The organism is Candidatus Margulisiibacteriota bacterium, assembly GCA_028715625.1.
Lineage (GTDB): Bacteria > Margulisbacteria > Riflemargulisbacteria > GWF2-35-9 > GWF2-35-9 > JAQURL01.
Map to the genome: position 1 here is coordinate 1 of JAQURL010000066.1, position 13,920 is coordinate 13,920.

A 13,920-nucleotide genomic window follows, 5' to 3' on the forward strand; every position below is an offset into this window, starting at 1 on the left:
CGGGGCCATGCCTGATATCTCAAAAACCTGACGGTTCAAATATTGCGGATATGGGGAATCATAAAAATCAATATCAATTATATTGCTGATTTCCGGGTGCTCTTTTAAAACATTAAGCGCAGAGGTAAGTTGCAGGAACAAATCGGCAGGCTTGTAAATTTCAATACTGTTTATAAACTGCTTATTTAGCAGCAGGTCCTGCAAAGAAAAGGTCTTTATTTCCAGGGTTTGTTTGTCCAGTACCTTCTCCGGCAATTGATAAAAAATCTGGATTTCTACTCCGCTTTTACTAATATGTTCCAATATTTCTTTCTCCAGTTTTGTGTAATAAAACTGATTGGCAAGAATTAAAGTTTTAAAACTTTTTAAAAAATCAAAATTAATATTTTCTTGCACATATGAAAAGATAACATCTGTATAACCAAGCTTAAGCAAATGATCTTTATAGTTTCTTTTTATGGCTACAAAAATGTTATAAATACGTTCCTGCCAATTTATTGTAGACTCGTCCAGATTGGCTTCCAGGCCCAATTCCTGTATATCGATATTCTCAATCATTTCTTCTTGCAACTCTTCCCAAAAATTAAAAAAATAATTAGACCATATCCGGGCATCGAAATAGCTGTTTATCCTGAAAAATTCCTTTTCCCGCATTTGTAGTACATTAAAAAAGGTCAGATGGCGCAATTCGCTTCTTACAATTGGAATGGATGGTAAATAGAAACAATTTTTTAACTCATCCATAGTAAGAAATTGAATTTCATTGAAATTCCAGTTGTTTTGATATTGTTTAATCGCTTTACGTTTGTTCTTTTCGGTGGGAAAAACCAGCAAAGTTTTATCTTTAATATTTTTTAAGATTTCGGCAGTTATATCCTGAGTAAAATCCAGAAAATGGAAAGACATACCTGAAATTAATATGACGGTTTCAAGTCCAGCATTTTAATCTGCAACTTTTTCTGACCGTTATAATTATTCTCGTCCAAATTGTAAACCACATCGAAAGTATTATAACTTTCCAGTAATTTCATGTAATGCGACATTTTATAGCCTATAGCCTCAATCTGGTCTGTTCCCTGAATAAATAATACTTTAATATGATTGCGGTCTTTGCCCACACAGTTATAATCAATAGCATTCAGCTTTTTAGTAATGAAAACAGGTTCTCTGTTACCTTCACCGAAAGGCTCAAGAGCCTTCAGACTTTCATATAATTTATAGTTTATATCAGACATTTTTAACTCATGGTCCACGTGGATTATTGTATTTAAATTTTCGCCTTCCAGGTACTGGTCCAGAAGTGTAGCATACAAATCCTTGAATTCCTCGATCTGTTTCTTTTCAATTTCAAAACCGGCTGCTTCTTTGTGCCCACCATAACTAAGAAGCAGATGCTGGCACTTTTCCAGGGTGGAAAAAATATTAATACCGGAAAAGCTGCGTATAGAACCGCGGGATATATTACCTTTGGTAGTAATAAGCACTACTGGTCTCTCAAACTTTTTTGCCATCTGGGAAGTTACTATTCCGATAATGCCCGGTTCCCATTGTTCGGAAGACAAAACAATGACTTTGCGGTTAAGTGTTTCTTCATTCAATTCTATGATTTTGGTAGCCTCAAAAAAAATCTTTTCACCTTCTCGTTTCCTTTTTTCGTTTAAAGCATTCAAATCATTAGCCAGTTGCTTGGCTTTATTTTTATCCCTGGTAGTCAGCAGCTCTATGCCAACGCTGGCCGAATCCAGACGCCCAGCGGCATTAATACGCGGTCCGATGCCAAATCCGATTGTGGTAGTATTTATACCGCCATTACGTACCTGATCCAATAAGTAGTATAGTCCCAATGAAGTTTCCCTGTTTAATTTTTCAATACCTTTTTTCACAAAAATCCTGTTGTCGCCAAGTAAAGGAACTACATCTGTAATAGTGCCTATGGCTACCAGCTCCAGATATTTTTTATTCGTAAGTAAATCCACATCCTTAAATTCCTTATACAAATGATAAACAAATTTATAAGCAACACCCACTCCGGCCAGATATTCCGACAAATCATGATGTTCGCACTTAGGATTAACCACCGCATAAGCCGGCGGCAGTTGAGCAGGCGGTGTATGATGATCCGTGATAACAACATCAATACCCAGTTCATTAGCCAGTTTAATTTCTTCAAAATTGCTTATACCGCAATCAACTGTAACTATCAAATTAATCCCTTTTTCCTTAAAATTCTGAATGGCCTGCTTATTCAAACCATAGCCTTCTGTATAACGATAAGGAACATAATATTCTACTTTTGCCCCCAAAGATTTCAGCGCGTCGAAAAGAACAACTGTTCCAGTAACACCATCTGCGTCATAATCACCGAATATGACAATCTTTTCTTTCTCCCTGATAGCTTTGATAACTCTTTGTATGGCTTTATCTATCTGGGACGGACAAAAGTTTTTATTAATATACTTCAGAGAAGGGTTTAAAAATTTTCTGATGTCGGCTTCTTCGGTAATTCCTCTGTTAAAAATAATTCGAATTATTACCGGGGGAACATTCAATAAATCAGCGAACCTCTGAATATTATCCAGATCGTGATCCGTAAATTTCCATTGACTGCAACCCTGGCTATACATCCTTCTTAACAATCATCAAAGGTTGCCCAAATTCGACTGTATCCTGATTTTTAACAAGTATTTTAACGATGCTTCCATCCCATTCTGATTCTATTTCATTAAACAACTTCATGGCTTCTATAATACAAACCGTATCTCCCTTTTTTACCGAACTGCCCACTTTCACGAACGGGGGAGCATCCGGAGAAGGTGCTGAATAGAAAGTTCCAACCATAGGTGAAACAATGGTAACATCGTTTTCTTTTAAGCTTTCTTCAGGCTGCTTTTCCAGCGCCTGTGTTTTCATGGGCTGTAAGGATTGCTGTTTTTGTTCTGCCGGGACAATCGCTGTTTGCACCTGCTGTGCCGCTTCAGTACAGATATCGTCTTTAACTATCTCTATTTTTGTACCGTCTTCTTCTATTTTAAGTTGACTGATATTAGCTTTCTCAACCAATTTTATAACTTTTTCCAAATCTTTTAGATTCATTTATCTCTCCTTTGACTCTTAGCAAAATGGTTTGCGGCTTTGCTCGCCTAGACGAAGCCTGCGGCATAGCTTGGGTTGTCTTCGTCGCTCGTTTCCTTGCCGCAACTCCATTTTGCGTCGAGTCATATAATATTTAAAAAAATTTAACTTGTGTTTACATCCTTTCTATATAATTATGGTCCCTGGTATCAACTTTTATAAAATTTCCCTCATTAACGAAAATAGGAACCTGAACAACCAGACCTGTTTCCAGGGTGGCCGGTTTTGTGACGTTAGTCACTGTATCTCCCTTGCGCCCGGGTTCTGTTTTTATAACTTTTAAAGTAACATTAAAAGGCAAATAAACTCCGACAACTTTTTCCTTATAAAACTGCAGGTCCACTTCATTGTTTTCCACAATAAAACTTACAGCGTCTCCAAGACTGGCGCTATCCACAGTTATCTGTTCAAAATTCTGCACGTCCATAAATGTATACTGATTGTCGTCTTTATAAAGATATTGCATCCGTCTGGTTTCAATATGTGCATCCTGAATTTTATCGCCAGGTCTGAACAGCTTTTCGGTTGTGGCGCCGGTGCTAAGGTTGCGTACTTTAACTTTGATAACCGCTCCGCCACGACCGGTTTTATTGTGGTTATACTCGACTACATTGAATAATTCAGTGTCGAGCTCAATTATTTTCCCGGGACGTAGTTCAGAAGCACCAAGCACCATATTATAAATCTCCTGTTTATAAGTTAATTAATTATAGCATATGAAAATTATGGCTGTATACGTAGGGTATAAGGCGCAAAACTATCTGGGTTTATTTTCGGATAGATACATTGTCAATTTGGCAATGTATTTGCTGTTGCAAAGTTCATCCCAACCCCTCTGCAAAGTAGAGAGGGGTTGGGGAAACTTTAGTTTAACCTTGCAGTAATTTTAAAACTGACTGAGGTAACTGATTAGCTTGAGCTAACATCGCAGTACCTGCCTGTACCAATATCTGGTTCTTGGTGAATTCCATCATTTCCGAAGCCATATCCACGTCTCTTACACGGGATTCCGAAGCTGTCAGATTTTCTTTGGTTACACCAAGGTTGTTAATGGTGGTTTCCAGAGTATACTTCTGGAAGGCACCTAAATTTGCTCTCTGGTTCGATACATCGTTAATCGCGTCGTCGATAATCTGTACCGCACCTGCCGCGTTGGTCCCCAGAGCATAGGTCATGCTGGACTTAACATCAGCTAAACCATTGGTATTGCTAAGGCTCGCGACAACACCGATCTTGTTGGTTTTCATATCGGCTATGGAATAAGTAATGATATTTGCCGATGAAGCATCGTCTGTTAAGGAAAACTTCAGCGCACCTGTAACTATAGATAGCGCGCCGGCTATGGTTGAATGGTTAGAAGCCAAAGCAATACTTGTTCCGCTCCAGGCGCTATTGGTAGAACCATATAGCACCAAGCCGCTTCCGGTTACCGCGTCTCCGCCGAAGCTGCCGGCCACGTCTGTTCCCAGATTGCTGGTGTTGACGTCTGCCGCCGCGTTGATCAGGTTGCTGGAGATAATTACTCTTAACTTGTAACTGTCTCCATATCCGCATGACCATATGTTCAGGTCAGTAGTACCGTTACCTGATGCGTATATTCCGGTTGTTGCGCTGTCGGCGTTTATTAATGAAGCAATTGCCGCACCGTTACTACCTACCGTTGAACCCACAGAATATGAACCAATTGCCCTGGCTATGCCGCCGCTTTCTACCCATACTGCCAATGTACCGTTGGCACAAGCCGCGATAGCTGTTGTGGCATAGGTTGCCTCTAAGGCTACTGTGGTTATATTGATATCTACATTTCCGGATGCGTTAACCTGTCCCACTACTATTGCACCCAATTTGCTGGCCTGAGCTGTTTTCGCGTCTATAGAAGTACCTGCGCTGCCGTCCAGCAGACTCTTGCCCGCATATTTGGTAGTAGTTGCGATTCTCTGCATTGAATCGATAGCCTTATCAACAGCTGTTTGGTCTGCTGCGATTGAGTTCGTATCGTTGGCACCGGTGTTGGCCGCGTGTACTGCCAATGTTCTGATGCTGTTTAACATGTTGTTCATTTCTGTTAACGCACCTTCAGCGGTTTGTACCATCGATATCGCGTCAGAAGCATTTCTGACAGCCTGGTCCATAGAGAATATCTGAGCTCTTAACTGCTCTGAAATGAGCAATCCTGCGGGGTCATCGGCACCGCGGTTAATTCTGTAACCGGATGACAGCTTTTCCAATGATTTACCCAAGTTGGAGTTTGATACTCCTAAATTTCTCCAGGCATTTAACGCTGCTATATTATGATTAATTTGCATATTTTCCCTCCTATTTTGATGTTTTTAAAGGATATCCATATCCTTTGCTAATAATTTTCTACGCATCACCCCCTGTTTTATGAACAAACCTTATATTTTCAAAATTATTACAAATTAACTGGGAAATATATTTGTGAGCATCCGACAAGCGGTCCGGCTAAACTATATAATTCCCTGTTTATATTCTTTTTTTTGTATTTTTTACGTCAACCTCCTTTTAGGCTATTGCCTGAAATTTTACCGTAACCCGATTTGATGTTGATGACGATTTACTTATATAACTGTCCAGATTACTTATCATCATATCCAGAGCTGTAGAAAATACTTCTTTACCTGAACTTTTAACAAAATGCAGTTCCCCACCTTTTTCTATATATGACTGTACATCAGTTAACGCACCCTTTAAATATGTATAAACATCTGCGTCTTCTTTTATTTTACCCTTGGACATAAAATATGCTTGTTTCAATTCATTGGTAAAAACTGACAGAATTTGGGAAAACTGCGTAAACATCTTGTCCCCCTTATTCTTGGTGCCCATCTGATTAAACACAGTATTAAACGAGTCTACCATTACAACTTTTTCCGCAGTTCCGTCTGTTATTTGCGCCCCTGTTTCCTTGGATACAGAAGTCCCGAGGTCTTCCAGAAAAATTCCGGAGCTATTGGCTTTTTCAAAATTCCTGCCCAGAATAAAAGCATCGGCGTTTCTTTTTACGAAAGTACCGTATTTACCATTGGCTATCTTTTGAAACAGTTCTTTCACCTCTTTGGGTTGCGAATTAAAGTCCAAAAGCAGCGCGGTTTTATTTTGGGTATTTTCTAAGTTAAGCAACTCCTGGTTCATATCATCCAGTGTTATGTTGCTAAATTTAACCGTGTCATTGCTTCCCGGATTGTAAATAGCGTCTTTTAAGGACAAGCGATCGTCCTTGTCAGTAAATGAAAACCGATAGTTTGAATCCATATAATCATAAGACAAATTATTTATATTTATAGAGGAAACCATCGGTTACTCCTTAATTAACCCTTTTAAGTTTAACTCTTTCGGCAAGTCGGCCGCGCGCATGTTTTCTTTCTGAATTTCTTCATAAACCTCTTCCCTGTGAATTGGTATTGCCTTGGGAGCCTCAATACCAATCTTCACACTGCCGTCACCGATTTCCACCACCTTCACGATGATGTTATCCTGAATCACAATGGACTGGTTCAGCTTGCGCGTTAAGACCAGCATCAGGCACCCACGACCTTCTCTTTAACCTGTGCGCATTTCACCAGATCATTATATAAATAATGACGTACCGAGTATTTATTGTTATTCAAAATAACCTGCCTGGCGCAGTTTTCCTTGTAATTAATTACAATCGGTGCCAACAAATTTATGGTCATATTTTCCACCTTAGGCGGCACTGATACTATGGATAAAACTGTCACATCAGTATTGGAAATTACTTTAAGTTTTTCCATTTCCATATTATTGATCTCGAATTCATAATCACCATAAAATTCAAAAGGATTTGCCACAACAAAAGCAAGCTCAGGATCCTCCAGGCACTGTAACCATCCCAGAAGACCGTTATCAATTAACACCCATTTCTTTTTCTCTTCAAACCCCATTGGGCCTGTAACAAAATTTATAATTCTGTTTTCCTCCACATCAATTTCTCCGAACCGAACAGTATTAACTTTCATTCATATACTCCTTTCTATTTAATGTAATCCATCAGAGTCGGGGTCATAATCCTCGCACCTGATTGGATAGCGGCTTGATAAGCCATCATTTCTCTGTTTAACTCTGTCATCACCTCCGCATAATCGATATCTTGAATAGAAGATAATTGTTCCTGTCTGTTTATTTTTGTGTCTTCCATAAGTTGTTTTCTGTTATCAGCGCTTTGAGTCATAATTCCTATCTTGCCCTGGTTCATAAGAATATTCTGATAACCGTCTTTGATATTTTGTTCTTCCTGGCTGATATTGGAATCTCCAGCCAGCATTTTATTTTTCACGGCCAGAAGCTGGTCCAATACGCCCGTATTATAGTTATTCTGCGTACCCACTATGCTATTGGTGTTATCAATCAGTCCCACTTTTTCCAATATCCCGTCAGCAGCAATGTCTTGCAGGCTTATTTGACCGTCTCCACCTACAAAATTTGAAACCAGCTTAAGCTTGTACCCGCCTGTAGTCTCCTTAATATAAGCCTTTACTTCCGCACCTGAATGATTTATAGCATCAGCAATATCCTGAAGACTGATGTCTGTTGTTGTTGCACCTACAGTCACAGTTATAGGTGCCGCTGTGCCAACTGTTATTTGAAATTGATTGGTAGAAGGCTCCTCAATATTACTGTCTTTATTTGATATAATCGAATTGCCAAGTATCTGATGCGTTGTAAATATATTATTCCCCGAAACGCTCATATCTACAGTCTCGGTATCGCTGATCATGGTTTTCAAGGAATCATCCGTTCCCTGATATCTGATTTTCCCATTTTCAACTATAAACGGTTTGGTGGATGTATTATAACCGCCAAAAATATACTTTCCGTCAAAACTGGTATTGGCCAAGTCCAGGATTGAATTTAATATTTCGTCCATGTTATTTGCCAGCAAATCTTTATTACCTTCCTGAACAGAAAAATTGTCATACTGCTTCATCAAAGTTGTGGCGCTGTTCATCTGTGTAACCACCTGCTGCAAAGTAGAATCCGTCGCCTGCAACACAGGAGACAAATTGTCCAGATTTTTCATGTACTGGTCATCTTTGCTGATCAGAGCGTTAACTCGCATCGCTCGGCTGATACCTACCGGATCATCAGAAGGTTTCTCAAACTTTTTGCCGGAACTTAATTCTTTCTGCAAATCTGCAACTTTAGACATGTTATTTTGCAGATTTTCCAAAATATGATCAGCTATCAGCCCGTTAGTTATTCTCATCCATTGTCTCCTTTATACTATCTTCAAAAGCGTATCCATAGTATCCTGAACCGCCTGCATATATTTGGCAGCAGACTGATACGCCTGTTCGGTTTTAATAAGTTCAGACATTTCCTCGTCTATGGATACCCCGGATGTGCTTACTATCTGTTTATCCACCTGTGAAAGAAGACCGGCGTTAATATCAGAATACGTCTGTGTTTCAGCTGTGGTTGTACCCAGGTTTGATATCATGTTCTGGTAAAATTCATCCAGCGTAGTTGAGTTTGAGTTCATGGTCAGGCTGTTACGAATCTGAGCTATAGCGATTGCGTTTTCACCATTGCCGTTGGAATCGGTATTTCTGCTTGATGCCGCAACCCTGGAAGGATCATTTATTAATTCTTCATTGACTTTGATATCGCTCGCATCTGTTCCTGTAAAAAAGCTCCCTCCCTGGGCACCTTTTAAATCAAAGCCTGCTTTATGTTGATTATTAATTGTCTCTATAAGTTTAGCGGCAAATGTATCCACGTTATCAATATAGCCCGCAACATTTTCGTCCCTGGACTTAATAAGCCCATAAAGTTCTCCACCGTTAATTAAGGCACTTTTGCCGTTTTCTTCCCAGGTTATTTTGTTATATCCGTAATTGTTGGTGTCAATAGTAGCGGCCAAATGATTGGTATTGCGGTCTGCGACAATAAATGATCCACCTATAGCAATTGTAGAAGAACCGGTTGTATCCACATAATATTCCATGTTAACCAGTTGTGACATCTCTCCCACAAGTACATTACGTTTATCTTCAAGATCGTTCGCGTCACCGGAAGCTTTAGACTCCACGATCTGTCCATTTATTACTGCAATTTGATCGGCCAGATCATTAATTCTGGCTACCTTAAGACCTATATCAGTATTATTATTTTTCTGTAAATCTACCAATTGGGTCCGAGTCTGCTGCAAAGCGCCAGCCAAAACCCTGGCCTGAGAAACAAGGTTAGACCTTGCGCCCGCGCTGCTGGGATCCGGCGTAGCCAAATTTTGCCATGCATCCCAAAATTTGGTCATATTTGCGGCAATGCCGGTATCCGACGGTTCATTAAAAATACCCTGGATCATGTCATAATTTGTATACTGCTGGTCCCAGGTACCCTTATCATTACTTATTCCTCTTCGCTGTGAATCCAGAAAGTCATCGCGTATCCTTTCGATTTGGGTTAACATAACACCTGTACCCAGTGAGGCCAGCGGTTTGTTTTTATTAATTACCGGAATAAGGATCGGATTTGTTGTTTGCAAAACTACTTGTTGACGGCTATAACCTTCGGTATTTACGTTGGCCAGATTGTGACCGATAACATCCATGGCATATCTTTGAGCCGCCAGTGACCTTTTAGCAATTTCTATACCGTTTGAAACCATACTATTTCCCCCTTAAGCCACTACGCTCATAAAATTCTGCTGTCCGCCAAGATTTCGCGTATAACCGCGTTCACAATAAATAGTTTGATCATCACTGGTAATCTCCACAAATTTTTTCATCATGTAGCTGATATATTTCATGGAATTCTCCAGCAATTTTTGGTTCATAAAATTATTTTTATAGATTTCCGAGGAAATATTTTTTAAATTTTTTTGTAAGAGAATTAATTGTTCTTTAATCATATTGGGTGCTACCTCTATAATGTCATTCAACCGTATTTGCTTTTTCCCGTCTGTGATCAAAATCTTGCTAAAACTATCCTTTAATTCCATACTTAGTTTATGAATTTTTTCCGTACATTTATCCTTTACAGGGGTTACCTGACTCAGGTCTTTTACTTTATGATTTATTAAAATATCGGTTTCTTGAATAAGGATCAGGTTGAGGTCGTTATGCACAACGACCTGCTCTTGCAGGTTACGTATCAAATAGTCCCAAATTAAATTCGCCTCTTTTTTCACCTAAAACCAACCTCTTTGCTATTTTCTCAGAATTTGCTTTATAATTTCCCTTTTCAATTTCTTCTTTAATTTGTTTAACCTTGTCCAGATTAACATCGAACTCTTTATTATTCAGCGCCAGGTTCAAGGCCCTGTTGTTTTCTTCGATTACTGCCTTTGCTTCCTGCGGTTCCGCGGCTTTAGTACTGTCAACTTTTTCTCTGTCGCGTTTGATTTCGCTACGGTTCAACTGAACCTTACGGAATTCATCAAAGGCATTTAATTCAATTGGCATCGTTTTCCCCTTTCTACTGATTGATCATATATTACATTATATTATCGGTAGAAAAAAGAAAAACTTTAATGAATAATCACACCCCCTTATAAACCTTCTCCAGCTCTTGCTGGTTAACAATTTTCATTTGTTGATTAAATAAATTTTTATATAAGCTGTTAGCGAAACCAAACCCCCCGTTTTCCGCTATATTCTGCGCCAGTTGCTGGTCCAGCATTTCATAATAAGTATCTTTGGCAAATCCGTCACTGCCCAAGACATCTGACTTCGGTATGGTTTTACGCATTTCCTTTAACATGTAACCGATAAAATAGCTTTCCCACTCTTTGGCTGCTTTGATGGTTTTTTCCTGCTGCTTGTCGGTGGCAGCTTTGGTTAAATGTGTATAATCCAAATTTTTATTTATTTCCATATTTTCTCCAGATTAAATAATTTCCAGCTTCCCCTTAATCGCGCCTGCTTCCTTCATAAGTTGTAATATAGCTATTACATCCTGCGGAGTTGCTCCGATATTATTAAGAATAGACACCATATCTTCAATCGTGTTATTTTCTGTTTTTATGGTTCTGAATGGTTCACTTCCGTTTTTATTTTCAACGGTTATTACAGATCCTTTTACCAAAGCGGTCTGCCCATCTGACAAAGGAGCTGGTTGTGAAATGCTATCTGTATTTCTGATTGTAATATTCATATTCTCATGAGCTATGATCACTGGTGATATTTTGATAGGGCCACCCATCACCAGAGCACCGGTTTTTTCATTTATAACGATTTTAGCGACCATGTCTGAATTTACCTGCAGATTATTGATCTGAGAAATAAGTTGAACGACGTTGTCCATATAACGGCCCAGATATCTGTCCGGAACTACAATGGAAAATTTGGAGGCACTTAAAACTTTTACAGTTAGATCAGAAAATTTGGTTTTGATTGCCTGTCTGATATTTTCAATGGTGGTAAAATCCTCATCATCAAGCACCCATGTAAGCTCACCGTTTGTCATCAAAGGAGAGTTAACAACTTTTTCTATAGTAGCTCCGTTGGGAATTCTTCCTGCAGTCGCATGGTTTTTTATCTGCATATTACCAACATTGGATACTGCATAACCACCTATGGATAACGGACCCTGAGCCACCGCGTATACCTCTCCGTTGGCTGCTTTTAAAGGAGTCAAAAGCAGGGTCCCGCCCCTGAGGCTTTTAGCTTTACCCACTGAACTGACTTCCACATCGATCACATCTCCGGTAACATTAAACGGTTTAATTTTGGCAGTAACCATAACAGCGGCTACGTTGTTTCCATTTATTTTGGATGCGTCTATTTGTACTCCGAAGTTGGAAAGCATATTGGCAATACCCTGGAGTGTAGCCTGGTTATTGTTACCGTCGCCGGTACCGGCCAGACCAACAACCAGACCATAACCGATAAGCTGGTTCTCGCGCATATTTTCCAGTCTGGAAATATCCTTAATCCGCACAGAAACACTGCTATCCAGAGCATAGCCCAGAACCCCGATCATTACTAACATTAAAAACAATTTTTTCATCATATCCCCTTAAAACACCATGTTAAATATTTTTGTTATAAAACCGGGTTCGGACGCGTTTTTATATTCACCGTCAAGAGTATAGGTGATACGCGCGTCAGCCAAACTTGAAGAATAGACCTTATTACCCTCAATTATATTTTCCGGTCTGACAATACCTGATATTTCTATTATCTGTTTTTCGCCATTCAAATTGGTTATCTTTGTGCCGTTAACCATAAGTTCGCCATTAGCCAAAACTTCCTTAACACGAACGGTAACTTCGGTCTTTAACTCTCCTTCGGAGGATTGTTCACCGGAAGCCTTAAAAGAACTTTCGCTGGGGAATGAAGTTGCGGTACTCATAAATCCTGCATAACCTGTACCGGGCCCCATGGTAACATTATTTTTGTTGCCGATGCTGTTTCCTGTTTTCTGCTTGGACGTAACCGATTCCTGAACGATTACGGTAATGCTGTCACCGGCATATTTGGCACGGTGATCATCAAAAAGACCGCTTTTCTCTCCACGCCATAATGATTCACCGAAGCCAACAGATAAACAAATGATAACTATTAAAAGTTTTTTCATGTCTTTCTCCTTAATTAACCAAAACAGCCTCGTCACTGTTTATTATTCTGGCCGTCAATGTTTTATTATGCTTCATATTCAAAACTTTAATAGTATTGCCGATAAATCCTTCTTCCAAAGCTTTAACCTGAATTTTTATTTCTATATTGGACCTGGTCGCGGTCATGGCCAGAATTTTATTTATATTTACGTCTGGATTCCTTTCTGTATTTGATTCACAAAGAATGTCACCTTTTTTCAGATAAGCCAGGGCTCTTAAATTTCTAACCTGCTCAAAATTCCGGTAATAGGTTTTATGAGCTGAAAGCAAAGGTGTGAGGTCCACTTCTTTGACTTGTATGTTATCAGGACTTATCGGACTTTTTCTATTCAGCATATCTCTCGCGACCAGCGCTTTCCCCCAGATTTTCACATTAGCCATCATCTGTAATGACTTCTTCTGAGTGCTTCCTACAATCTCAACAGGGATGGTCACGAGCCCCTGGGTTTTATCGGGACTCATGACCACTATTTTGTAGGAGCCTTCCGGGAATATTACCGACGGATGTTTCATGCATTCGATTTCCATTCTGCTAAAATTTTTATCTGTAAAATTTTTCTGCAGCTCTTTTTTAATCTTTGATTCCAATTCATTGAAATCTATAGTAACTGCCTGGAGAGCATTACAACAAAATATTAAAATAATAATTATTAAACTTTTTTTCATATTTTTTATGATCTTCTCAAATTATTTGTCATGGCCAATATTTCATCCGATGACTGGATAGCTTTAGAATTAATTTCATAAGCTCTCTGAGCCATGATCATCTTGATCATTTCTTCAGCTATATCCACGTTGGAATTTTCCAGATAACCCTGAGCCAGAGTGCCCAATCCGTTTGTCCCCGGATTTTCTATAATGGGCTCTCCTGAAACCGGTGTTTGCAATACCAGATTGCGGCCCATATTTTCCAGACCTGCGGGATTGGCGAAATAGGCTATTTGTATCTGACCTATTTCTGTTGTAGTGGAATCACCGGTTTTGGTCATTGTGATTTTTCCTTCAGGGCTGATAAACACATCTTTGGCATCCTCAGGAATTTGGACCATAGGATATAAATAAAACCCATCTGCGGTAGTAAGATACCCCTCACCATCTTTCTTGAAATTTCCTGCTCTGGTGTAACCCATATCTCCATTGGGCATTTGCACCTGATAAAAACCTTCGCCTTCTATGGCCACATCCAA

The 13,920-nt window shown here is 39.3% G+C and carries 17 protein-coding genes; all 17 read right to left on the reverse strand.

Going from position 1 to position 13,920, the window contains the following annotated elements; translation table 11 throughout:
• Window positions 1-906 (reverse strand): hypothetical protein (locus PHV30_09780; protein MDD5457305.1); only part of this gene is annotated, 906 nt, incomplete at its 3' end.
• An 8-nt stretch (window positions 907-914) separates the two neighbouring features.
• Complete coding sequence (gene recJ / locus PHV30_09785) at window positions 915-2,624, reverse strand: single-stranded-DNA-specific exonuclease RecJ (protein MDD5457306.1); 1,710 nt, start codon at window positions 2,622-2,624, stop codon at window positions 915-917.
• Complete coding sequence (gene accB, locus PHV30_09790; GenBank protein MDD5457307.1) at window positions 2,617-3,093, reverse strand: acetyl-CoA carboxylase biotin carboxyl carrier protein; 477 nt, start codon at window positions 3,091-3,093, stop codon at window positions 2,617-2,619. The genes recJ and accB overlap by 8 nt, the downstream gene beginning before the upstream one ends.
• A gap of 154 nt (window positions 3,094-3,247) precedes the next feature.
• On the reverse strand, window positions 3,248-3,808 hold the full coding sequence (efp, locus tag PHV30_09795; GenBank protein ID MDD5457308.1) for an elongation factor P: 561 nt from the start codon (window positions 3,806-3,808) through the stop codon (window positions 3,248-3,250).
• Window positions 3,809-4,001: 193 nt separating this feature from the next.
• Window positions 4,002-5,438, reverse strand: a complete 1,437-nt coding sequence (locus PHV30_09800) for a flagellin (protein MDD5457309.1) — start codon at window positions 5,436-5,438, stop codon at window positions 4,002-4,004.
• A 217-nt stretch (window positions 5,439-5,655) separates the two neighbouring features.
• The gene (locus PHV30_09805; protein MDD5457310.1) at window positions 5,656-6,447 is read right to left on the reverse strand and encodes a hypothetical protein; all 792 of its coding nucleotides are present in this window, start codon (window positions 6,445-6,447) and stop codon (window positions 5,656-5,658) included.
• Window positions 6,448-6,450: 3 nt separating this feature from the next.
• Window positions 6,451-6,672 (reverse strand): carbon storage regulator CsrA, encoded by a 222-nt coding sequence (gene csrA, locus PHV30_09810; protein ID MDD5457311.1) that lies wholly within the window; start codon window positions 6,670-6,672, stop codon window positions 6,451-6,453.
• Window positions 6,672-7,130, reverse strand: coding sequence for a flagellar assembly protein FliW (gene fliW, locus PHV30_09815; protein ID MDD5457312.1), 459 nt, complete (start codon window positions 7,128-7,130; stop codon window positions 6,672-6,674). The genes csrA and fliW overlap by 1 nt, the downstream gene beginning before the upstream one ends.
• A 14-nt stretch (window positions 7,131-7,144) precedes the next feature.
• Entirely contained in the window at window positions 7,145-8,377 is a 1,233-nt protein-coding gene (gene flgL / locus PHV30_09820; protein ID MDD5457313.1) for a flagellar hook-associated protein FlgL, read from the reverse strand.
• Between the two features lie 12 nt (window positions 8,378-8,389).
• Window positions 8,390-9,781 carry a flagellar hook-associated protein FlgK gene (gene flgK / locus PHV30_09825; GenBank protein MDD5457314.1) on the reverse strand — a complete coding sequence of 464 codons (1,392 nt, stop codon included), beginning with the start codon at window positions 9,779-9,781 and terminating at the stop codon, window positions 8,390-8,392.
• 12 nt (window positions 9,782-9,793) lie between these two features.
• A complete protein-coding gene (flgN, locus tag PHV30_09830; protein ID MDD5457315.1) occupies window positions 9,794-10,240 on the reverse strand; it encodes a flagellar export chaperone FlgN in 447 nt (148 codons plus the stop codon).
• A gap of 19 nt (window positions 10,241-10,259) precedes the next feature.
• Complete coding sequence (locus PHV30_09835; protein ID MDD5457316.1) at window positions 10,260-10,577, reverse strand: flagellar biosynthesis anti-sigma factor FlgM; 318 nt, start codon at window positions 10,575-10,577, stop codon at window positions 10,260-10,262.
• 76 nt (window positions 10,578-10,653) lie between these two features.
• On the reverse strand, window positions 10,654-10,989 hold the full coding sequence (locus PHV30_09840; protein MDD5457317.1) for a rod-binding protein: 336 nt from the start codon (window positions 10,987-10,989) through the stop codon (window positions 10,654-10,656).
• A 12-nt stretch (window positions 10,990-11,001) separates the two neighbouring features.
• Window positions 11,002-12,126 carry a flagellar basal body P-ring protein FlgI gene (locus PHV30_09845; protein ID MDD5457318.1) on the reverse strand — a complete coding sequence of 375 codons (1,125 nt, stop codon included), beginning with the start codon at window positions 12,124-12,126 and terminating at the stop codon, window positions 11,002-11,004.
• Between the two features lie 6 nt (window positions 12,127-12,132).
• A complete protein-coding gene (locus PHV30_09850; protein MDD5457319.1) occupies window positions 12,133-12,693 on the reverse strand; it encodes a flagellar basal body L-ring protein FlgH in 561 nt (186 codons plus the stop codon).
• 10 nt (window positions 12,694-12,703) lie between these two features.
• The gene (gene flgA / locus PHV30_09855; protein ID MDD5457320.1) at window positions 12,704-13,399 is read right to left on the reverse strand and encodes a flagellar basal body P-ring formation chaperone FlgA; all 696 of its coding nucleotides are present in this window, start codon (window positions 13,397-13,399) and stop codon (window positions 12,704-12,706) included.
• Between the two features lie 5 nt (window positions 13,400-13,404).
• Window positions 13,405-13,920: flagellar hook-basal body complex protein (locus PHV30_09860; GenBank protein ID MDD5457321.1), on the reverse strand; the 516-nt coding region annotated here is incomplete at its 5' end.